Origin of the sequence: Rhizobium sp. CCGE 510 (assembly GCF_000292525.1) — a bacterium.
GTDB lineage: Bacteria > Pseudomonadota > Alphaproteobacteria > Rhizobiales > Rhizobiaceae > Rhizobium.
Genome location: NZ_AEYF01000040.1, coordinates 57,141 through 77,562, shown reverse-complemented (window position 1 = coordinate 77,562; position 20,422 = coordinate 57,141). Strand labels below are relative to the sequence as shown.

Sequence of the window (20,422 nt, the reverse complement as noted above, 5' to 3'; positions counted from 1 at the left end):
GCAACTGCTGATGGCTTTGCGACCATGTCACGACAGGCAGGTCAAGGACGACTATCCCTGGTGGCTGGTCACGCTTGTCGTGATCGGCATCGCCCTTGCTGCCGTCATCGTCGCCAACGATATCTATGCCCAGGTTTTCCGCGCCGTCGTCAACGGTGTCGGCATCACCGTCTTCGTCACGCTGGTCGCCTTCGTGCTCGCCACCGTGCTCGGCCTCGGCATCTGCCTGCTCGGCATGGCCGATAGCCAGGTGTTGCGCCAGATTGCCCGATTCTACATCGAGATCATCCGCGGCATCCCGATCCTGGTGCTCTTGTTCTACGTCGCCTTCGTCGGCGCGCCGGCCCTGGTTGCCGCCTATAACGTGCTGATTTCGCCGCTGGTGACATCAGGCATGGCCGAGCCCATCTTGGTGCGCGATCTCTCGTTGATGTGGCGGGCGATCATCGCGCTGACCATCGGTTATTCCTCCTTCATCGCCGAGATCTTCCGGGCCGGTTTCCAGTCGGTCGATCTGGGCCAGATCGAGGCGGCCAAAGCACTCGGTCTTTCCCGCTACCGGCGCTTCCGTTCCGTCGTCTTCCCGCAGGCGATCCGGGTGATCTTCCCGCCGCTCTCCAACGATTTCGTCTCGATGGTGAAGGATTCATCGCTCGTCTCCGTGCTCGGCGTCGCCGACATCACCCAGATGGGCAAGGTCTATGCCGCCGGCTCCTTCCGCTTCTTCGAAACCTATTCGATCGTCACCTATATCTACCTGATCCTGACGATCGGCCTGTCGCTGGCGCTGCGGCGGACGGAGAAGTGGATGAAGTCGCGGTGAGCGATCGACAGCTGTGACACGCTGAAGGGACCGCGGACGCGTTTGATGATTCAAATTGAAGCCGCCGCGAAAAATCGTTATATGCAGGCGATGGAATCCAAGTTCAGATGCACAGGCGCGCATATTTTCGTGCTGCAGGACCACTATCGCCTGCCGGCGCGGTTCTTTGCATGCGTGTCCGGTGCGCTCAGCAGCCGACTTCGTTGATCGAATGACGGCCGGCGGAGCCTGATCCGCTTTTTTCTCGATTTCCCAACGCATCAAAAAACGGACTTAACGCCATGAGCGCACCGCGTACTCTCTACGACAAGATCTGGGACGATCACCTGGTCGATGAACAGCCAGACGGCACCTGTCTTCTCTACATCGACCGCCATCTGGTCCATGAAGTGACTTCGCCGCAGGCGTTCGAAGGCCTGCGCATGACCGGCCGCAAGGTTCGCGCCCCGGAAAAGACGCTCGCCGTCGTCGACCATAACGTTCCGACCTCGCCCGATCGCCATCTCGGCATCAAAAACGAGGAAAGCCGCATCCAGGTGGAAGCGCTGGCCACCAACGCCGCCGAATTCGGCGTCGAATATTATTCGGCCAGCGACAAGCGCCAGGGCATCGTCCACATCGTCGGTCCGGAACAGGGCTTCACCCTGCCCGGAATGACCATCGTCTGCGGTGACAGTCACACTTCGACGCACGGCGCCTTCGGCGCGCTGGCGCACGGCATCGGCACCTCCGAAGTCGAGCACGTGCTGGCGACCCAGACGCTGATCCAGAAGAAGGCGAAGAACATGCTGGTGCGGGTCGACGGCCTGCTGCCGCCGCACGTTACCGCCAAGGACATCATCCTCGCCATCATCGGCGAAATCGGCACCGCCGGCGGCACCGGCCACGTCATCGAATTTGCCGGCGAAGCGATCCGCTCGCTGTCGATGGAAGGCCGCATGACCATCTGCAACATGACGATCGAAGGCGGTGCCCGCGCCGGCCTGATCGCCCCTGATGAAAAGACCTTCGAATACATCAAGGGCAAGCCGCGCGCGCCGAAGGGCGAGGCGCTGGAACAGGCGATCGCCTACTGGAAGACGCTGCAGACCGACGAAGGCGCTCATTACGACCGTGTCGTCGTGCTCGACGCCGCCAGCCTGCCGCCGATCGTCTCCTGGGGCTCCTCGCCCGAGGACGTCATCTCCGTCCAGGGCATCGTGCCGAACCCCGACGATATTCAGGACGAGACCAAGCGCACCTCCAAGTGGCGTGCGCTCGACTATATGGGCCTGAAGCCGGGCACGAAGATGACCGACATCACCCTCGATCGCGTCTTCATCGGTTCCTGCACCAACGGCCGCATCGAGGATCTGCGCGAAGTCGCCAAGGTTGTCGAAGGCAAGACGGTTGCTTCAACCGTCGATGCGATGATCGTCCCGGGCTCCGGCCTCGTCAAGGAACAGGCCGAAGCCGAAGGCCTCGACAAGATCTTCAAGGCAGCCGGTTTCGACTGGCGCGAGCCGGGCTGCTCGATGTGTCTTGCCATGAATGACGACCGCCTGAAGCCGGGCGAGCGTTGCGCCTCGACCTCGAACCGCAACTTCGAAGGCCGCCAGGGCTTCAAGGGCCGCACGCATCTCGTCTCGCCGGCTATGGCCGCTGCCGCCGCAATCGCCGGTCACTTCGTCGATATCCGCGACTGGAACTGATCCGCTAAACGGGTGAGAATTAAAGCCCGCCGATGCGCCTAAAGCGCATCGGCGGGCTTCGTCAATTATTGACCCCTGCAGCTGACCGGCTGGCAATGATCGAAACGATGATCAGAAGGTTGCCGTCATCGGGTCCGGTCCCATGCGGGCGCCGGCGCTGTCGAGCCTGGCGATCGCCGCCATGTCATCGGCATCGAGCTTGAAGTCGAATACCTGGAAGTTCTCCTCGATGCGCGACGGCGTCACCGACTTCGGGATGACGACGAGGCCGGTATCGAGGTGCCAGCGGATGATGACCTGGGCCGGGGTCTTGCGATGTTTTCTGGCGATCTCACCGATAACCGGGTTCGAGATGAACTTGCCCTGGCCAAGTGGGCTCCAGGATTCGGTGGCGATACCAAGCTTCTTGTGCGCCTCCTGCGCCGCCTTCTGCTGGAAGTCGGGATGCAATTCGATCTGGTTGATGACCGGAACGACACCGGTTTCGCCGATGATGCGTTCCAGATGTTCGGGGAAGAAATTCGACACGCCGATCGAGCGGGCGCGGCCCTCTTCGCGGATGCGCACGAAAGCCTTCCAGGTCTCGGTGTAGAGGCCGCGATGCGGCGACGGCCAGTGAATGAGATAGAGATCGACATACTCGGAACCGAGCTTCTTCAGACTGCCGTCGAAGGCGCGTAGCGCATTGTCGTAACCCTGGTCGGTATTCCTGAGCTTGGTGGTGACGAAGATATCCTTGCGGTCGAGGCCGGAAGAGCGGATGCCTTCACCGACGCCCTCTTCGTTGTCGTAGCCGGACGCCGTATCGATATGGCGATAGCCGGCGGTAATTGCTGTGCGCACCGTCGGCGCGGCAATGTCCTGCGGCGTCTGCCAGACGCCGAGGCCGATCTGGGGAATGGAATGTCCGTCATGGAAAGTGATGATGGGTTGAGCGGTCACAATATATCTCCGGGAGTTTGAAGAATTGGACGAGGCATGAATTGCGCCCGCACGCGGGCGTCCCGGAACGCGTTTCAGCCGCAGCGTTCGGTCACCGGAAATATATAGGTGACAGCATCAGGAAGACAATCAGAGGACGCGGACAATCGTCCCCTTTCGAAGGTGAGGCAGTAGCCGGCGCATGTCGCTGAGGCTGACCGCTACGCAGCCGGCCGTCGGCTCGTAGCCCGGCCTGATCAGATGGAAGAAGATCGCCGAGCCGCGGTTGCGCGCCCGTGAGGAGATGTTCCAGTCCATCACCAGGCAGACATCATAGAGCCCGTCGCAGCGCCGCATCTCCTCATGGCTTGCACCGAACGGCGCTCTGACGAGGCGGTTATAGCTGGCATCGTCAGGCTGATCGCACCAGAGCATGTCGGCGCGGATGCGGCGAATGGGAAGTGGGGTGGCGAGCCGGCCATTCCGCTCACCGCGCCGGAAGCCGGATATCAGCCTCATCGAGCCGATCGGCGTGGCGCCGTCACCCTCGCGTTTGATCACGGTGCGGCCGGACCGGCCGATCGCCGCAGGCACGGTGATCGCGCCGAGCCGAACGATGGCCCGGCTCTTGCGCCCCGGCGCGGGCCGCACCACGATCGTCGACGGCCTCATCCCCGGCTCCCGCCTTGTTTTTTCCATTTTTCTCGCATGTCTTGCATTGTCTGGGGTTCCAATTGAAATCATATGAAAACCTGTGCGGCAACCGCCCGCTGCCCGATCCTTGCCAAACCAGGAATTTGGCGTAGGACTAGGAAACTTAACATGAGGACGCAACGGCATGACCGCACGCACCATTCTTCTGGTGGATGACGACGACGATCTTCGTCAGACGCTGACGGAGCAATTGTCGCTGTATGAGGAATTTTCGGTTCTGCAGGAAGCCAACGCCGGCAAGGGTGTTGCGACCGCCCGCTCGACACCGGTCGATCTGCTGATCATGGATGTCGGCCTGCCCGATATGGACGGCCGCGAGGCAGTGAAGCTGCTGCGCAAGGGCGGCTTTAAGGCGCCGATCATCATGCTGACCGGCCACGATACCGATTCCGACACGATCCTCGGCCTGGAAGCCGGCGCCAACGACTATGTCACCAAGCCTTTCCGCTTCGCCGTGCTGCTCGCGCGCATTCGCGTGCAGCTGCGCCAGCACGAGCAGAGTGAAGACGCCACCTTCACCGTCGGCCCCTACCTGTTCAAGCCGAGCCAGAAGCTGCTGACCACCGACAACGGCCAGAAGATCCGCCTGACGGAAAAGGAGGCGGCGATCATCCGCTACCTCTATCGTGCCGAACAGAAGGTCGTCACCCGCGACGTGCTTCTCGAAGAGGTCTGGGGCTATAATTCCGGCGTGACGACGCATACGCTGGAAACCCACGTTTACCGCCTGCGCCAGAAGATCGAGCGCGATCCCTCCAATGCCGAAATCCTCGTCACCGAAAATGGCGGCTACAAGATCATACCCTAGAGCATTTCCATTTTTCTCCGAATCACGGAAATGCTCTATCTCTCTGTTTTCACGCAATTCCCGCTAGGCACTTTTGCGGGAATTGCTCCAAGGCGAAAAGCCCGCATGGCGCTGACCGACGACATACACTTGCTCGCGCAGCTTCCTTTGTTCAGGGATATGAACGAGGATCAGCTGCGGCTGATCGCCTTCGGCGCCGACCGGCGCATGATCGCGGCCGGCCAGATGCTGTTTCGCCAGGGCTCCCCCGCCGAGAGCGCCTATGTCGTCCTCAGCGGCAGCCTGGAGCTGAGCGCCGCAAGCAGCGACGGCACCCAGAAGACGGAGGGGGTCGCCGGCCCCGGAACGATGATTTCCGAGCTGGCGCTGGTCACGCTGGTGGAGCGCAAGTTCACCGCCGTGGCGCGCGAGGACACCGGCATCATCCGCATCACCCGCGCCCTCTTCCACCGGCTGATCGAGGAATATCCGGACGCAGCCCTGCTGATCCAGAACCGCATCCGCGACAATCTCGCCGAACTTGCGGCAAAGGCCGCAAGCCAGTTCTACCGCTTCAGCTGAAGCCTGTTGGAGCGCAGGACTCGATCGAGCACATCCATAAGGCGCATGCTCAATCGCGGGTAAGACCGTCGATCGCCGCCGCAAGCTTCACAAGGTCTGCGGCGTAGAACCCGGCAGCATTGAGACAGTTCGTCTCAAGCAGCTTCAACCCCTCTTCGGTACGGCAGACGTCAATGACATAAGCCGGCGAGTAGCCGGGGTTGATGTCCACCATGCGCTGCCCGAATTCGAGCACATCGTCATCGATCTCGTAGCGGTGGACGACACGCGATCCGTCCTTGTAGAGGGAATAGGTGACGATCCGATCGTTGACGGCCCAGAGACGCCATTCGCGCAGGATGCGGACAGGCTTGGTGAACATCAACAGCGTGTCGTGGCGAAGCGATCCCGTCGGAATTTCATCCTCGTCAAGCGCAAGGACCCTCTCGGCCATACGGATGATCTCATCCGTCGATTTCACGTTGCCGGGTTCCTCCTTGCTGTCGTCAACCGGGCGCAGGAACCATTCCCTCGCATCGCCGGCCAGACGCGCGGGAACATCGCGCAGCGTCAGGAACAGCGCATCGGCTCCATTGAGGAGGTAAGGATGCCACACCTCCTCCTGAACGAATGGGCGCAGCTTGAAGACACCTGGCCGGTAGCTATTCGCCTCAGCGTTCCTCCAGAGTGAGTAGGAGCCGAACATCACCACGGCACCCGGATCGGCGATAACGGGCTTGGGAATAAGCTCGCCGATGAACGGAACGACCTTGTGCCAAGTGTACGGGATGCCGAGCCGGTCGAGTGCCTCGGCCAGCTTGTGGGTGTCTTCAAACTCCTGGGGGATCCACTGCATCAGAAATCGAAATGCGCCGTGACCGGGACGTGGTCCGAGGGGCGATCCCAGCCACGCGCTTCCTTGAGGATCTCGATGCGCCTGAGATGCGGCCCGAGATCCGAAGACGACCAGATATGGTCGAGACGGCGGCCGCGATCGGCCGCTTCCCAGTCCTTGGCGCGGTAGCTCCACCAGGTGTAGAGCTTCTCGTTTTCCGGCACATGCTGGCGCATGAGATCGAGCCAGCCGCCGCGCTTCATCACCTCGAGCAGCCCGTCGGTTTCGACAGGCGTATGGCTGACGATCTTCAGGAGCTGCTTGTGCGACCAGACATCGTGCTCCAACGGCGCGACGTTCAGGTCGCCGACCAGGATGGCGGAGGTGTTGGTCTCACCATTGGCTTTCAGCCGCTTCATCTCCTCGATGAAATCGAGCTTGTGGCCGAATTTCGGATTGACGGTACGGTCCGGCTCGTCGCCGCCGGCCGGGACGTAGAAATTATGCAGTCGCACGCGGCGATTGCCGTGCTCGAAGATCGCCGAAATGTGGCGGGCATCGCCGACCCCGCAATAGTCCTGCCGGTGATCCTCGGTCAGCGGAATGCGCGAGGCGATCGCCACGCCGTGATAGCCCTTCTGGCCGTGAATGATGATGTGATCGTAGCCCATCGCCCGCAACGGTGCGGCCGGAAAGAGCTCGTTCGCCACCTTGGTCTCCTGCAGGCAGAGAATGTCGGGCCTGTGCTTGAGAACGAGCTGCTCGACGATCGGCATGCGCAGCCGCACCGAGTTGATGTTCCAGGTGGTGATCGAAAAGCCCATATTCCCAGCCCTTTCATGCTTTCATGAAGGGGCTTTAGAACAAAGGCGGATGGGAGGGAACCGCCCGCGTGCAAAACATCGGGCAGTCAACCAAAAAGGCGTCAGTCGCGGGACTGAGGCGTGCCCGGAATGGTTTCATAGGGCACGCGGAATACGCGATCGTCGAACTGCATGCCTGTCTTGACATTGAAGATCATCACCGACGTGTCCTTTCCCTGATTGTCGGTGATCGTCCACTGACGCAGGTCGTAGGTCTTCGGGTCGAACATCATGGTGATGGTCGAGTTGCCAAACACCGTATTGTTGCCGAGCGCGATCGTCGTCAGATCAGACTCTTCCTTCACGCGCTTCACCATGCCGGCCGACAGGTCGATATGCTGGGCCAGGAGAAGGCTGAGCGGCGTCTTGGAAAGCGGGTAGAGATCCCAGGTCTTCAACTTCGTATTGCCGATGGCGACGTTTCTGCCGTCGGCGATCACCCGCATCGGCGACGGGTCGTCATAGTTGAACCGTAGTTTGCCGGGCCGCTGGATGAAAAATTTGCCGCCGGTCTGCTCGCCGCGCGGACCGAACTGCACGAATTCGCCCTGCATCGTGGTGACGCCGGAGAAATGGTCGGCGATCGCCTGCGCGGTGCCGGAAGCGGGAGCTGCCGCCTGCGCATAAGCACCGAAGGGAACGGCGCTCACCATCGCAGCGGCAGCAAAGGCGCCAAGAAGATCGCGGCGCGTTACCGTCAGGCCGGAGAGGAAGGGGTTGGAGTTACTCATCTAAATCTCCTTTATGCGATCTGCATGCTGCCGAAAGGCGGCGTCTTCAAGGCGTTGCGATCGGCCCGCGAGAGCTAACGGCTTCGACGCTGTCAGGTTTCCGCAAAAGCGACCCTATTGGAAATATATCCCGATTATTTCAGCGGTCGAGGATGTCACCTTCTGTGGGAACGAGAATCTCGCGTTTACCGGCATGATTGGCCGGCCCGATGATGCCTTCCTTCTCCATCCGCTCGATGAGCGAGGCGGCCCGGTTGTAGCCGATGCCAAGCCGGCGCTGGACGTAGGAGGTCGAGGCCTTGCCGTCACGCAGCACGATGGCGACGGCCTGATCGTAAGGATCTTCCGAATCGGAGAGGTTTGACGTGCCGGCCGGGCCACCGCCGCCGTAATCGCCATCCTCATCGTCGTCGGCGGTGATCGCATCGAGATATTGCGGCGAGCCCTGGGTCTTCAGGTAGGAGACGATCTCTTCCACCTCGACATCCGAGACGAACGGGCCGTGCACGCGCTGGATACGTCCGCCGCCCGCCATGTAGAGCATGTCGCCCATGCCGAGCAGCTGTTCGGCGCCCTGCTCGCCGAGAATGGTGCGGCTGTCGATCTTCGAGGTCACCTGGAAGGAGATCCGGGTCGGGAAGTTCGCCTTGATCGTGCCGGTGATGACGTCGACCGACGGACGCTGTGTCGCCATGATCACATGGATGCCGGCCGCGCGCGCCATCTGCGCCAACCGCTGCACGGCGCCTTCGATATCCTTGCCGGCGACCATCATCAGGTCGGCCATTTCGTCGATGATGACGACGATATAGGGCATCGGCCTGAGGTCGAATTCTTCGGTCTCGTACATTGCCTCGCCGGTGTGGCGATCGAAGCCGGTCTGCACCGTGCGCGAGATCGCCTCGCCCTTCGACAAGGCCTGCTCGACGCGGGTGTTGAAGCCGTCGATGTTGCGCACACCGATCTTCGACATCTTCTTGTAGCGCTCCTCCATCTCGCGCACGGTCCATTTGAGCGCGACGACGGCCTTCTTCGGATCGGTGACGACGGGCGAAAGCAGATGCGGGATGCCGTCATAGACCGAAAGCTCGAGCATCTTCGGGTCGATCATGATCAGCCGGCACTGTTCCGGCGTCAGGCGGTACAGCAACGACAGGATCATCGTGTTGATGGCGACCGACTTGCCGGAGCCGGTGGTGCCGGCGACAAGCAGATGCGGCATCTTGGCGAGGTCGGCGATGACGGCTTCGCCGCCGATCGTCTTGCCGAGCGCCATGGCGAGCTTCGCCTTGCTGCCTTCGAAATCCCTGGAGGCGATAAGTTCACGCAGATAGACGGTCTCGCGCGTCTGGTTCGGCAATTCGATACCGATCGCGTTGCGGCCGGGCACGACGGCGACGCGGGCGGCAATGGCGCTCATCGAGCGGGCGATATCGTCGGCAAGGCCGATGACGCGCGACGACTTGATGCCGGGCGCCGGCTCCAGTTCATAGAGGGTGACGACGGGGCCTGGACGGACATGGATGATCTCGCCCTTGACGCCGAAATCCTCGAGCACGCCTTCGAGCATGCGGGCGTTCTGCTCCAGCGCATCGGCTGATAGCGTCGAGTCGCGCACGACATTCTTCGGTTCCGCAAGCAGATGCATTGACGGAAGCTGGAAACCCTCGGGACGGATGAACGAGCCCTGCGCCTCCCGCTCGATGCGGGCGCTGGGCTTCGGGCGCGAGACCAAAGGCACGACGCGCGGTTCCGGCTTGCCGGCGGCCTTAGCCGGTGCGCGGATCATCCAGTCGTCGTCATCATCATCGGGCAGGATATCGGCCGGGCGCGGCGGCATGTCGGCATCGAAGGGCAGATCGTCGTCGTCATCATCGTCGTCATCGACGGAAAGCGACGGTGCAGAGACGATACGGCGCGGCGAAGCTGCGCGTGCCTCCATCGACGGCTCCATGCGCTCGCCGCGGGCGGTGGGCGCCTTGGCGCGGACGGGTTCGTTCAGCTTGCCGAACTCGTCATCGTTGAAATCATAGGGTGATTCAAAATCGCCCTGGCGGCGCTTACGCGGCCCCATGCCGAAGAGCCGCCGCAGCCGCCCTTGGCTCATGTACCAGGCATGCGTCACGGCACCGCTGAGAGCGACCCAGCGCGACTCGTCTTCTTCGTCTTCGTCTCCGACGACGCGAACCTTGCTTGTCGTCCCGACGTAATCTTCCTCGATCTCCTCCTCGGCGTCGCTGCGGCCGACGAGGCCCGACGCAAAGAGCATCATCCAGGCGGTCGGCGCGGCAAAGATGCAGCCGACAACCATGGCGAAGGTGCCGGTGGGATAGGCGCCGACGAAGAGTGCGGGAAAACGCAGGATCATATCGCCGATGACACCGCCGATGCCGTTCGGGATCGGCCAGGTGAGCGGCGGCGGGAAGCAGCCGATCACGGCGCAGGACAGCACCGTACCGGCAAGCCAGGCGCCGGCACGAGCGGGGATGCGGCTGAAGCGGCGGCCCGAGATCAGCGCCAGCGCCCAGGCGACGATCGGCAGCATCGAAACGACGCTGGCAAGGCCGAGGAACTGCATGACGATATCGGCAAAGGCAGCCCCGCTATAACCGAGGATGTTCGTCGGCAGGTTGGCAGTGGCATAGGAATAGCTCGGATCGGCAACGTTCCATGTCGCCAGCGCCGCGACGCAGAGCGCCAAGAGCAGAAAGATCGCAAAGCCGATGAGGGCCTGGATCTGCCGCAGCATGAATGCCGAGAGGGAGAACCGATCCGGACGGCCATCCATCGCCGGCGACGTGCTTCTTGCCATGTGTCTAACCCGTCCAATGCCTGAGGGCAGGCGAATCACCGAAGCTTCGCCATGCCAAAATGCGTCCGCTCCACCTAATCAGAGCCGGGTTAAAGCGATGTTAACCATGCGTGCCTGGACGTGTATTCCCGACAGGGAAATGAAAAAAGCCCGAACCTCGAAAGGTCCGGGCCAAATGCGGTCTATGGCAGCTTTTCCGGGTTTAACCCGGAAAAGCTCTAGATAGGCCGCGACGGGCCGTGAAGCGGCGCCCTTGTGCCGGACGCCGCAAACCCTATGATCAAGAAGAGTGGTAGGCGGCTTCGCCGTGGGTCGAAAGGTCGAGACCTTCGCGCTCGGCTTCGACGCTCACGCGCAGGCCGATGACGACGTCGACGATCTTGTAGAGGATCGCCGAACCGATGCCCGACCACAGCAGCGTCGTCAGCACACCCTTGGCCTGGGCGAGCACCTGGGTTCCCATGCCGGCGTAGGAGGCAGCGAAATCGGCTGTCGAATAGTCGACGATGCCTGCACCGCCGAGTGCCGGGTTGACGAGGATGCCGGTGCCGAGAGCGCCGATGATGCCGCCGACGCAATGGACGCCGAAGACGTCGAGGCTGTCGTCGTAGTTGAACTTGTTCTTCACGACGTCGACGAAGAAGTAGCAGACCGGCGAGACGATGAGGCCCAGAACGATCGAGCCCATCGGGCCGGCAAAACCTGCCGCCGGGGTGATGGCGACGAGACCGGCGACCGCACCTGAAGCACCGCCAAGCATCGAAGCCTTGCCGCGGGTCAGGCTTTCGATGATGCACCAGGACACGGCAGCAGCAGCCGTCGCGACGAAGGTGTTGATAAAGGCAAGCGAGGCGTAGGCATTGGCTTCGAGGTTGGAGCCGGCATTGAAGCCGAACCAGCCGACCCAGAGCAGCGAGGCGCCGACCATGGTCAGCGTCATCGAATGCGGGGCCATGATTTCCTTCTTATAGCCGGTGCGCTTGCCGAGCATGATGGCGCCGACGAGACCGGCAATACCGGCATTGATGTGGACGACCGTGCCGCCGGCGAAGTCGATTGCGCCGTAGGAGAAGATCAGGCCGGCCGGCGAGGTGTAGGAGCTCGGACCGCCCCAGAACCAGACCATGTGCGCCATCGGGAAGTAGATGAAGGTCACCCAGAGCACGACGAACAGCATGACGGCCGAGAACTTGATACGTTCGGCGAATGCGCCGACGATCAGGCCCGGCGTGATGCAGGCGAAGGTCATCTGGAAGACGATGAAGGTGTATTCCGGAATGGCGACGCCCTTCGAGAAGGTTTCGGCGAGCGACGAGGTGTTGACGCCGGCAAGGAAAGCCTTGGAGAAGCCGCCGACGAAGCTGTTCAGCGAACCGCCGTCGGTGAAGGCGAGCGAATAGCCGTAAGTCACCCAGATCAGCGCCACGACGGCGGTGATCATGAAGACCTGCATCAGCACGGAGAGCATGTTCTTGGCGCGGACGAGACCGCCGTAGAAAAGTGCAAGGCCGGGGATGGTCATCAGCAGGACGAGCGCCGAGGAGACGAGCATCCAGGTGTTGTCACCCTTGTCCATGGTGAAGGCCGGAGCGGCAGCAGCGGTGGCGGTGGCAGCCGCGGGGGCAGCCTCCTGCGCGAAAGCGACAGCCGGCGCCAGAAGCGCAGCCGTTGCTGCGCAAATCCGCGCAAAGCTGGAAGAAAACTTCGAAATTGACATTGGAAATGGCTCCTTGATCTGCCGCTTACAGCGCTTCTGAATCGGTTTCGCCCGTACGGATGCGCACGGCATGATCGATCGAATAGACGAAAATCTTGCCGTCGCCGATCTGACCGGTCTTGGCCGATGCCGCGATGGCCTCGACCGCCCTGTCGACGAGTTCCGATGCAACCGCGATTTCGATCTTGAGCTTCGGCAGGAAGCTGACCGCATATTCGGTGCCGCGATAGATTTCGGTATGCCCCTTCTGGCGCCCGTAGCCCTTCACTTCGGTCACGGTCAGCCCCTGAATACCGATCGCCGTAAGAGCTTCGCGGACCTCATCGAGCTTGAACGGCTTGATAATAGCCATCACAATTTTCATCTGGTTTCCCATCCTTCGTTATCCTCGGCGCGGAGCCGACTCTCCTTGCCGCTGACGTTCCTGAACAGCGACCGGCGATATACATTCAAGGGACGTGCCAGATTCGAGGCATATAATAACTTATTGAAAAATAACGATTATATTATCGAGTGCCAATAAACAGGCAAATGACCGGCAAATGATCGACCAACAAGCGCACAAATAATGCGCAAATTTAAAAAGATGCATATTTTTTATTCATTTGCCTTTTTCCGAATCAAACCCTCCTGTGCGACAGAGGCGATCAGCTCACCCGATCGGGTAAAGAGGCACCCCCGGGTCAGCCCTCTGGCACCCGAAGCCGACGGGCTGTCCTGCGTATAGAGCAGCCAGTCGTCGAGCTTGCAGGGCCTGTGGAACCACATGGAATGATCGAGGCTTGCCACCTGCAGGCTCTGGTCGAAGATGGAGGTGCCGTGTGCATAAAGCGACGTATCAAGCAGCGTCATGTCCGAGAGATAGGCAAGCACGGCCGCCTGATAGAGCCGGTCGTCGGGAACCGGGCCGGTGGCGCGCACCCAGACGTCTTGCCGGGGCTCGAGCTTCTTGTCGGAAAAATAGTGGGTCAGCGAGACGGGACGGATCTCGATCGGCCGCTCGCGCTGCCAGTATTTTCGGATCGGCTCCGGCGCATGCGCGAGATATTGCTCCTTGATCTGCTGTTCGCCGAGCAGCGCTTCGGGCATCGTCACCTCGGGCATGGCAATCTGGTGCTCGAAGCCAGGCTCTTCCACCTGGAAGGAGGCGGACAGCGTGAAGATCGCCTTGCCGTGCTGGATCGCGACGACGCGCCGCGTATTGAAGCTCGATCCGTCGCGGATGCGCTCCGCCTGGTAGATGATCGGCACGGAGGGATCGCCGGGTCGCATGAAATAAGCGTGCAGCGAATGGACGAAACGCTCGCCCTCGATGGTGCGTTGCGCCGCCATCAACGCCTGGCCGATCACCTGGCCGCCGAAGACCCGCTGCCAGCCGGCCTGCGGGCTGCGCCCACGAAAGATATCGACCTCGATCGGCTCCAGGTCGAGCGTCGAAAGCAGCGTCTCCATCGCCGAAGGCCCGGTCGTCTCGCGCGTCATTTTGTATGTCTCCCGGCGGTAGGAAGTGAAGTTGCGATGATCTATATAGGTCACATCTGAGGCATAAGGTACGGGAGCGGCGCGATGCTGGACATGCTGGTTGTGGGCGGGGGTTATGTCGGCCTTTCCGCCGCTGTCGCGGTCAAACAGGCAGCACCCCATCTGAAGGTCGCCGTCGTCGAGGCGGCGCCGGAGCATGTCTGGAAAAACGACACGCGCGCTTCCGCCGTCATCGCGGCGGCGGCGAAGATGCTCGAGGTCTTCGGCATCTGGAACGAGATCGAGCCGGAAGCCCAGCCGATCACCAAAATGATCGTCACCGACTCGAAGACCTCCGATCCCGTGCGTCCGGTCTTTCTGACTTTCGATGGTGAAGCGGCGGAAGGCCGGCCTTTCGCCCACATGATCCCGAATGTTGTCATGGTCGCAGCGCTGCGTGGCGTCTGCGAGCGGCTCGGCATCGACATCCGTCACGGGCTCGGCGCTACGGAGCTGAAGACGCATGACAGCCACGTCACCGTCACGCTGTCGGATGGCAGCGGGTTGGAGAGCCGGCTGCTGGTCGCCTGCGATGGCGTGCGCTCGACGCTGCGCGATCTCGCCGGCATCAGGACCGTCACCTGGGACTACGGCCAGTCGGGCATCGTTGCAACCGTCGAGCATGAACGGCCGCATGATGGCTGCGCCGAGGAGCATTTCCTGCCGGCCGGTCCCTTCGCCATCCTGCCGCTCAAGAACAATCGCTCCTCGCTCGTCTGGACGGAGCGGACACATGATGCCGATCGGCTGGTCGCCGCCGACGACCTGGTCTTCGAGGAAGAGCTCGAACGCCGCTTCGGCCACAAGCTTGGGGCGCTGAAAATCATCGGCGACAAACGCGCCTTCCCGCTCGGCCTGACGCTGGCCCGCGCTTTCGTCGCCCCGCGTTTCGCGCTGGCCGGCGACGCGGCCCACGGCATTCACCCGATCTCGGGCCAGGGCCTCAATCTCGGCTTCAAGGATGTTGCCGCACTTGCCGAAACGATCGTCGAGGCCGATCGGCTCGGCCTCGATATCGGATCGATCACCATTCTCGAACGTTATCAGACCTGGCGCCGCTTCGACACGTTTCGTATGGGCGTGACGACGGATGTGCTGAACCGGCTGTTCTCCAACGACGCAACACCGATCCGCATCGCCCGCGACGTCGGCCTCGGCATCGTCGACCGGCTGCCCCGCCTCAAATCCTTCTTCATCGGCCAGGCGGCCGGAACGACGGCGAAGGACAATCCGCGCCTGCTGGCCGGCCAAGTGATTTGATGCCGATTTAAAGAGCTCTATTCGTCGAGGCCGCGGGCTTCGGACACCAGCATGATCGGAATGCCGTCGCGGATCGGATAGGCAAGCCGCGCCTTTTCCGAGACCAGCTCATTGTGGTCGCGATCATAGGAAAGCCGGCCCTTGGAGAGCGGGCAGACCAGCAGATCGAGCAGCTTAGGATCGACGCGGCTGAGTTTTTCGTCCATGGCTGAAGTCTACTGCAGAATCGTGTCGGAGTCACCGAAGACCCGCGCCAGCACGATCTCGGTAATAGCGATCAGCGTTTCGGCCCGCGTCTTCAGATCGGGCGCTTCCAGCAGTGCCTGCTTTTCAGCCGGCCCGAACGGCGACATCATCGCCAGCGAATTGACAAGCGTCAGATTGCTCGCCCGCTCGACGCTCTCCCAGTCGGCTTCCAGCTTGTTGGCCGCAAGATAGGCCTTGAAGGCGGTCAAGAGCGCTGCGCGGTCGACCGCCTCCTCCTCGTTCGCGGCCGAGAGATCGGCGATAAACGGGACGATGCGGAAGGTACGGAACGGATCGCTCGTCGCTTTCTCCTCCAGCAACCGGAAGCGGCAGACGCCGGTCAGCGAGACGATATAGCGGCCATCGCCGGTCTCGGCGAAGGAGGTGATGCGGCCGAGGCAGCCGACGGCGGCAAGATTGGGATCGCCACCCTTGTCCTCGTGTTCGCCGAACGCCGGCTGCACCATGCCGATCAGCCGGTTTCCCGTCAGTGCGGCATCCAGCATCGCCAGATAGCGCGGTTCGAAAATGTTGAGCGGAAGCTGCCCGGCCGGCAGAAGGAGGGCACCGGTCAGGGGGAACACGGCGATTGTATCAGGCAGATCGCCCGGCTTCAGGTATCTGGCATTCCCGACTTGCATGAAACCGTCCCGCATTCTTGTAACGGGCATGCCCGTCCTCACGAGAATGTGGTGCCCCCGTCCGAAAACGCAAGGGCAGATGCTCGAAACTTAGCGCGTCGCCCCGAAAATCGGGATCGACCTTCCAAAGGATTGGACGCGGACTTAGAGCGATCCAGCGGCTTGCCGTGCTATCGGACCCGCGGCACTTTAGGAGAACAGCATTGCCGAAAGCCTGCGCCGGGCGGAAATCGTCGCCGGATCCTTGAAGCCCCAGACCTCGAAGAACTGCAGCAGCTGGCGGCGGGCGCCGTCATCGTCAAAGGTGCGGTCCTTGCGCATGATCAGCAGCAGGTGCTCGGCCGCTTCGTCGCGCCGGCCTTCGACATTGAGGATCTTGGCGAGCTTCAGCCGCGCTTCGTGGTCGTCGGGGTTTGCGGCAAGGTCACGCTCGAGCGCAACGGGATCGCCGAGCTTGCGGGCTTCCTCGATCTGTTCGAGCTTTTTCAGCACCGCCTGGATGCCGGCGTCCTTCGCCAGCTCTTCCGGCAGATCGGTCAGAGTTTCGCGCGCCCGCTCATGCTGGTTTGCGGCGATCATGCATTCGGCCATTCCGGCAATCGCCTTGGCATTTTCGGGATCGGCTTGCATCACGGCGGCGTAGAGTTGAGCGGCCTCGTTGACGTTGCCGGCAGCCAGCAGCTCTGCTGCTTCCGTAACCACGGCTTCGATCTCGGCCGCCTCATCGGCGCCGGCCGGGCCGGCAATACGGTCGATGAACTGCTGGATCTGGCTTTCCGGCACCGCACCCATGAAGCCGTCGGCAGGGCGGCCATTGACGAAGGCGATGACCGCCGGGATCGACTGGATTCCGAGCTGGCCGGCGATCGAGGGATGGTCATCGATGTTCATCTTGACCAGCCGGACACGGCCCTTGGCTTCGTTGACCACCTTTTCCAGTACCGGCGTCAGCTGCTTGCAGGGCCCGCACCAGGGCGCCCAGAAATCGACCAGCACCGGCTGATGGCGCGATTCCTCGATGACGTCCTTGCCGAAATTCGCCGTCGTCGTGTCGGTGATGTAGCTGCCGGCTGCAGCCGCCGGTTCCGGGGTGGCGCCGAAGCTTGTCGTCGCCGTCATCTGATTTCCGAAGGAACCGTTATAGGGGTTGTCGCTGCCGCTCATAGGTATCTCCCGCCGCGCCGATCTTGCCGGCGTCTTTGCTAAAGCATGTCGCGCAAAAGTGTAGCGGTTTTGCGATCAAGACATGCACAAAACCAAAGGCCTAAAGCGCGGCAAGCGAAACTGAAAGTCCGCGACGCGCTTTAGCGCTAAAATCGTATGTCAGGACGTCACTTTCAAGACAAGCGGCTTATGCCCGGTCGCTTCCATGAAACGGATGAGATCGACGCTCGCAATCGATGTCGTCGCATCGTTGGACAGCGGATGGCAGTTGATGATTTCCTCGCGCATCAGATCGGCATCGAGCACGAAGGTGACATTCGCCGCAGTATCGTTGATCGCGCCGAATGCGGTCACCGCGCCGGGAATGACGCCGAGATAGTCCATCAACTTCTCCGGCCTGCCGAAGGAGACCCGGCCGGACCCGCCGATGGCATTATGCACCTGCTTGAGATCGACGGCAGCATTTTCCTCGACGGTCAGGAGAAAATACCTGTCCTTCTTGTCCTTGACGAACAGGTTCTTGGTGTGGCCGCCGGGGATCTCGTCGCGCAGCGCAACCGATTCCGCCACGGTGAACACCGGCGCATGGTCGACGGTCTTATGGGCAATGCCGAGCCCATCGAGAAAGGCAAACAATTCTTCTCTGGTTTTCGGGACATTTTCGGACATTGGGCAATCCATTGGACAGGAAGGGAAAAAGACAAGGCGTCCTGATTAAGTCCGTCGACATCGTTTGGCAATCTTTGCGGCCGACGCTTTGCCCCGCATTTGCGGCCTTTCCGCCTGCCTCATGCGACCTGCCAAATTTTTATTCGCCTCTCCGTCATTTCCCTGTTGCATTTGAAAACCCGTTAGGCCATATAGCGCCGGTCGCCGAGAGGCGGCGCCCACGGTCCAGCAACTACCCCGGACCGATGCGGATTGAGCGGGTGTAGCTCAGGGGTAGAGCACAACCTTGCCAAGGTTGGGGTCGAGGGTTCGAATCCCTTCGCCCGCTCCAGTTTATCTAAATTTCAAAGCCTTAGTGTGCCTGTGCTGCGTATGATGTTTGCCGATCCGTAAGCTCGCTGATCGGGCGAATCATGGGGCGTGTGCGCCTCGCGGCCGGTGCGCGTAAGCTGCTGTGTTCGACGCGATCTTGCATGCATCCAACGACTCACCTCATAGCAACGCCACCCTGCTTGGCCTCGACTCATAAGATGATGTTCTGGTCATCGTGATCGGCAGGAGCGATGGCGCACTTAATGAGATGAGGCGGCACCGCTTGCGACAATCCCACACTTGGTGTCAGATGACAGGCGAAATTCTTGACGACGGGACCGGCCTCAAGGTTCAGGCCGCCGGCATCGCCACCTATACCTTCCTGATTGCTCCCAACATCAACTGAGGTTTCCCCATGCGTATCGCCGTCGGTGGCATTCATATCGAATGCAGCACATACAATCCCGTCCTGAACGAGGAGAAGGATTTTCGCGTGCTGCGCGGGGACGCACTGCTGGCATCACCCTACTTTGGCTTCCTCAGAGATTACGACGCCGAATTCCTGCCGACGATCCATGCCCGCGCCATTGCCGGCGGCCCGGTTTCGCGTGCGGCCTACGAGGCCTTTAAGAGCGAATTCCTAGAGCGGCTGAAGCCGCTGCTGCCGCTCGATGGTCTCTACCTCGCCATGCATGGCGCCATGTATGTCGAAGGCATGGAGGATGCCGAGGGCGACTGGATCAGTGCGGCCCGCGCGCTGGTCGGCGAGGATTGCACGGTTTCGGCAAGCTACGACCTGCATGGCAACGTCACCCAGCGCATCATCGATGCGCTCGATATTTATTCAACCTATCGCACCGCGCCGCATATCGACGTCGAGGAGACGATGCGCCGTTCCGTCTCCATGCTGGTGGAGAGCCTGAAGACTGGCGCAAGGCCGGTCGTTCTCTGGGCGCCGATCCCGGTCGTGCTGCCCGGCGAGCGCACCAGCACCGTCGATGAGCCGGCAAAGAGCCTGTATGAGATGCTGCCCGGCATCGATGCGATTGATGGCGTCTGGGATGCATCGCTGATGGTCGGCTATGTCTGGGCCGACGAACCGCGCGCCACGGCCGCCGCCATCATGACCGGCACCGACCGCGCGGCAATGGAGCGCGAGGCAAGACGTCTCGCCAGGGCCTATTGGGATGTGCGCGAAAACTTTGTCTTCGGCTGCGAAACCGGCTCGTTGGAAGAATGTGTCGCGAGAGCGATCGCTAGCCCAACCGCCCCGGTGGTGCTCGCCGAATCCGGCGACAACCCAACGGGCGGCGGTGTCGGAGACCGGGCCGATGTCCTGGCCGAGCTGATCGCCAAGGGTGCAACCGGCGTCGTCCTCGCCGGCATCACCGACAAGGCTGCGACCGAGGCCTGCTATGCCGCAAGCGTGGGTGCCGAGCTGGACCTCAGCGTCGGCGCCACACTCGACAGCAATGGCAGCAAGCCGGTCATTGCTCGTTTCACGGTCAAATTCCTGCACGAAACGTCAGATCCGGCCGACCGCCAGGCGGTGGTTGCGATCGACGGCATCGACCTCGTGCTCTGCGCCAAGCGCCGGCCCTATCACAATATCGCCGATTTCACTCGACTCGGTCTCGATCCGCATGCGGCGAGGATCATCGTCGTCAAATCGGGCTATCTCTCGCCGGAACTGGCGCCGATCGCCAATCCGAACCTGATGGCGCTGTCGACCGGTGTCGTCGATCAGTTCGTCGAGCGCCTGCCGCGGCTGCGCAAACAGCATCCGACCTATCCCTTCGACAAGGACTTTGCCTTCGAGCCGCAGGTCTTCCTCTCCTCGCGTTCTGCGGGGACTTGAGATCGGCGCGAGGTGTGGTTCATGCCGACGGGTTGAGGCGCGCGCAGACACGGCCGCGCCCCGCCGGCTCTACGATCGGGCGACACTCAGCGGCTCCGCAAAGTGTCCGAGGCAAAAATATCGCAGAAGACAACGGTTGCGGATTGGGGCGTAACCGCTCCTTTTGCTGCACTGCTTATATGACTTTTGCTAGATATTATTTCACCAATAATTATTAACGACCGATTCCGCCCATTCGTGTTCTCTTATCCGTACGAATCAAAAAGGTTTGATTTGCCCGGGGACGGCCACCATGT

General features: G+C 61.6%; 20 protein-coding genes and 1 tRNA gene. 8 read left to right on the top strand and 13 right to left on the bottom strand.

The window, feature by feature from the left end:
* Positions 1-10: 10 nt before the first annotated feature.
* From RCCGE510_RS18480 to leuC, 3 genes are all read left to right on the top strand, one after another.
* A complete protein-coding gene (locus RCCGE510_RS18480) occupies positions 11-823 on the top strand; it encodes an amino acid ABC transporter permease (RefSeq protein ID WP_007632414.1) in 813 nt (270 codons plus the stop codon).
* Positions 824-868: 45 nt separating this feature from the next.
* On the top strand, positions 869-1,030 hold the full coding sequence (locus RCCGE510_RS34500; RefSeq protein ID WP_007632413.1) for a hypothetical protein: 162 nt from the start codon (positions 869-871) through the stop codon (positions 1,028-1,030).
* 74 nt (positions 1,031-1,104) lie between these two features.
* A complete protein-coding gene (gene leuC, locus RCCGE510_RS18475) occupies positions 1,105-2,514 on the top strand; it encodes a 3-isopropylmalate dehydratase large subunit (protein WP_007632410.1) in 1,410 nt (469 codons plus the stop codon).
* 111 nt (positions 2,515-2,625) lie between these two features.
* Here leuC and RCCGE510_RS18470 read toward each other — a convergent pair whose 3' ends face one another.
* A complete protein-coding gene (locus RCCGE510_RS18470; protein ID WP_007632408.1) occupies positions 2,626-3,456 on the bottom strand; it encodes an aldo/keto reductase in 831 nt (276 codons plus the stop codon).
* A gap of 129 nt (positions 3,457-3,585) precedes the next feature.
* Complete coding sequence (locus RCCGE510_RS18465; protein ID WP_007632406.1) at positions 3,586-4,107, bottom strand: L,D-transpeptidase; 522 nt, start codon at positions 4,105-4,107, stop codon at positions 3,586-3,588.
* Between the two features lie 166 nt (positions 4,108-4,273).
* On the opposite strand from RCCGE510_RS18465, the gene RCCGE510_RS18460 reads away from it, so the two are divergent.
* Both RCCGE510_RS18460 and RCCGE510_RS18455 read left to right on the top strand, forming a co-directional pair.
* Positions 4,274-4,957: a response regulator transcription factor gene (locus RCCGE510_RS18460; protein ID WP_003582964.1), complete on the top strand. Its 684-nt coding sequence runs from the start codon at positions 4,274-4,276 to the stop codon at positions 4,955-4,957.
* Between the two features lie 105 nt (positions 4,958-5,062).
* Positions 5,063-5,518, top strand: coding sequence for a cyclic nucleotide-binding domain-containing protein (locus RCCGE510_RS18455; RefSeq protein ID WP_007632404.1), 456 nt, complete (start codon positions 5,063-5,065; stop codon positions 5,516-5,518).
* Between the two features lie 49 nt (positions 5,519-5,567).
* Here RCCGE510_RS18455 and RCCGE510_RS18450 read toward each other — a convergent pair whose 3' ends face one another.
* From RCCGE510_RS18450 to tesB, 7 genes are all read right to left on the bottom strand, one after another.
* Positions 5,568-6,353, bottom strand: a complete 786-nt coding sequence (locus RCCGE510_RS18450) for an ATP-grasp domain-containing protein (RefSeq protein WP_007632403.1) — start codon at positions 6,351-6,353, stop codon at positions 5,568-5,570.
* The gene (locus RCCGE510_RS18445) at positions 6,353-7,156 is read right to left on the bottom strand and encodes an exodeoxyribonuclease III (RefSeq protein ID WP_007632402.1); all 804 of its coding nucleotides are present in this window, start codon (positions 7,154-7,156) and stop codon (positions 6,353-6,355) included. The genes RCCGE510_RS18450 and RCCGE510_RS18445 overlap by 1 nt, the downstream gene beginning before the upstream one ends.
* A 101-nt stretch (positions 7,157-7,257) precedes the next feature.
* On the bottom strand, positions 7,258-7,926 hold the full coding sequence (locus RCCGE510_RS18440; RefSeq protein ID WP_007632401.1) for an outer membrane lipoprotein carrier protein LolA: 669 nt from the start codon (positions 7,924-7,926) through the stop codon (positions 7,258-7,260).
* Positions 7,927-8,065: 139 nt separating this feature from the next.
* Complete coding sequence (locus tag RCCGE510_RS18435; RefSeq protein WP_007632400.1) at positions 8,066-10,738, bottom strand: DNA translocase FtsK; 2,673 nt, start codon at positions 10,736-10,738, stop codon at positions 8,066-8,068.
* Positions 10,739-11,018: 280 nt separating this feature from the next.
* Positions 11,019-12,455 carry an ammonium transporter gene (locus RCCGE510_RS18430; protein ID WP_007632399.1) on the bottom strand — a complete coding sequence of 479 codons (1,437 nt, stop codon included), beginning with the start codon at positions 12,453-12,455 and terminating at the stop codon, positions 11,019-11,021.
* 25 nt (positions 12,456-12,480) lie between these two features.
* Positions 12,481-12,831, bottom strand: coding sequence for a P-II family nitrogen regulator (locus tag RCCGE510_RS18425; protein ID WP_003543684.1), 351 nt, complete (start codon positions 12,829-12,831; stop codon positions 12,481-12,483).
* A 221-nt stretch (positions 12,832-13,052) separates the two neighbouring features.
* Positions 13,053-13,937, bottom strand: coding sequence for an acyl-CoA thioesterase II (gene tesB / locus RCCGE510_RS18420; protein WP_007632397.1), 885 nt, complete (start codon positions 13,935-13,937; stop codon positions 13,053-13,055).
* Positions 13,938-14,021: 84 nt separating this feature from the next.
* Here tesB and RCCGE510_RS18415 point away from each other — a divergent pair, with 84 nt between their 5' ends.
* Positions 14,022-15,236, top strand: coding sequence for a ubiquinone biosynthesis hydroxylase (locus RCCGE510_RS18415; RefSeq protein WP_007632396.1), 1,215 nt, complete (start codon positions 14,022-14,024; stop codon positions 15,234-15,236).
* A 17-nt stretch (positions 15,237-15,253) separates the two neighbouring features.
* Here the strand turns inward: RCCGE510_RS18415 and RCCGE510_RS18410 are convergent, their stop codons facing one another.
* The 4 genes from RCCGE510_RS18410 to RCCGE510_RS18395 all read right to left on the bottom strand — a co-directional run bounded on the left by RCCGE510_RS18410 (position 15,254) and on the right by RCCGE510_RS18395 (position 17,956).
* Positions 15,254-15,442, bottom strand: coding sequence for a Trm112 family protein (locus RCCGE510_RS18410; protein ID WP_007632395.1), 189 nt, complete (start codon positions 15,440-15,442; stop codon positions 15,254-15,256).
* A 9-nt stretch (positions 15,443-15,451) separates the two neighbouring features.
* Positions 15,452-16,138 (bottom strand): LON peptidase substrate-binding domain-containing protein, encoded by a 687-nt coding sequence (locus RCCGE510_RS18405; protein WP_192815327.1) that lies wholly within the window; start codon positions 16,136-16,138, stop codon positions 15,452-15,454.
* A 174-nt stretch (positions 16,139-16,312) separates the two neighbouring features.
* Positions 16,313-17,287: a thioredoxin gene (gene trxA / locus RCCGE510_RS18400; RefSeq protein WP_007632393.1), complete on the bottom strand. Its 975-nt coding sequence runs from the start codon at positions 17,285-17,287 to the stop codon at positions 16,313-16,315.
* Positions 17,288-17,446: 159 nt separating this feature from the next.
* A complete protein-coding gene (locus RCCGE510_RS18395; RefSeq protein ID WP_007632392.1) occupies positions 17,447-17,956 on the bottom strand; it encodes a prolyl-tRNA synthetase associated domain-containing protein in 510 nt (169 codons plus the stop codon).
* Positions 17,957-18,212: 256 nt separating this feature from the next.
* Here RCCGE510_RS18395 and RCCGE510_RS18390 point away from each other — a divergent pair.
* Positions 18,213-18,287 (top strand) — tRNA-Gly (locus RCCGE510_RS18390).
* A gap of 396 nt (positions 18,288-18,683) precedes the next feature.
* Positions 18,684-20,126, top strand: coding sequence for a M81 family metallopeptidase (locus RCCGE510_RS18385; protein ID WP_007632391.1), 1,443 nt, complete (start codon positions 18,684-18,686; stop codon positions 20,124-20,126).
* The last annotated feature ends 296 nt before the right edge of the window (positions 20,127-20,422 follow it).

Bases quoted from the DNA above. Each gene is read 5' to 3' on its own strand.
- RCCGE510_RS18480 (WP_007632414.1), top strand. From the start codon at position 11: ATGGCTTTGCGACCATGTCACGACAGGCAGGTCAAGGACGACTATCCC.
- RCCGE510_RS34500 (WP_007632413.1), top strand. From the start codon at position 869: ATGATTCAAATTGAAGCCGCCGCGAAAAATCGTTATATGCAGGCGATG.
- leuC (WP_007632410.1), top strand. From the start codon at position 1,105: ATGAGCGCACCGCGTACTCTCTACGACAAGATCTGGGACGATCACCTG.
- RCCGE510_RS18465 (WP_007632406.1), bottom strand. From the start codon at position 4,107: ATGAGGCCGTCGACGATCGTGGTGCGGCCCGCGCCGGGGCGCAAGAGC.
- RCCGE510_RS18460 (WP_003582964.1), top strand. From the start codon at position 4,274: ATGACCGCACGCACCATTCTTCTGGTGGATGACGACGACGATCTTCGT.
- RCCGE510_RS18455 (WP_007632404.1), top strand. From the start codon at position 5,063: ATGGCGCTGACCGACGACATACACTTGCTCGCGCAGCTTCCTTTGTTC.
- RCCGE510_RS18450 (WP_007632403.1), bottom strand. From the start codon at position 6,353: ATGCAGTGGATCCCCCAGGAGTTTGAAGACACCCACAAGCTGGCCGAG.
- RCCGE510_RS18445 (WP_007632402.1), bottom strand. From the start codon at position 7,156: ATGGGCTTTTCGATCACCACCTGGAACATCAACTCGGTGCGGCTGCGC.
- RCCGE510_RS18440 (WP_007632401.1), bottom strand. From the start codon at position 7,926: ATGAGTAACTCCAACCCCTTCCTCTCCGGCCTGACGGTAACGCGCCGC.
- RCCGE510_RS18435 (WP_007632400.1), bottom strand. From the start codon at position 10,738: ATGGCAAGAAGCACGTCGCCGGCGATGGATGGCCGTCCGGATCGGTTC.
- RCCGE510_RS18430 (WP_007632399.1), bottom strand. From the start codon at position 12,455: ATGTCAATTTCGAAGTTTTCTTCCAGCTTTGCGCGGATTTGCGCAGCA.
- RCCGE510_RS18425 (WP_003543684.1), bottom strand. From the start codon at position 12,831: ATGGGAAACCAGATGAAAATTGTGATGGCTATTATCAAGCCGTTCAAG.
- tesB (WP_007632397.1), bottom strand. From the start codon at position 13,937: ATGACGCGCGAGACGACCGGGCCTTCGGCGATGGAGACGCTGCTTTCG.
- RCCGE510_RS18415 (WP_007632396.1), top strand. From the start codon at position 14,022: ATGCTGGACATGCTGGTTGTGGGCGGGGGTTATGTCGGCCTTTCCGCC.
- RCCGE510_RS18410 (WP_007632395.1), bottom strand. From the start codon at position 15,442: ATGGACGAAAAACTCAGCCGCGTCGATCCTAAGCTGCTCGATCTGCTG.
- RCCGE510_RS18405 (WP_192815327.1), bottom strand. From the start codon at position 16,138: ATGCGGGACGGTTTCATGCAAGTCGGGAATGCCAGATACCTGAAGCCG.
- trxA (WP_007632393.1), bottom strand. From the start codon at position 17,287: ATGAGCGGCAGCGACAACCCCTATAACGGTTCCTTCGGAAATCAGATG.
- RCCGE510_RS18395 (WP_007632392.1), bottom strand. From the start codon at position 17,956: ATGTCCGAAAATGTCCCGAAAACCAGAGAAGAATTGTTTGCCTTTCTC.
- RCCGE510_RS18385 (WP_007632391.1), top strand. From the start codon at position 18,684: ATGCGTATCGCCGTCGGTGGCATTCATATCGAATGCAGCACATACAAT.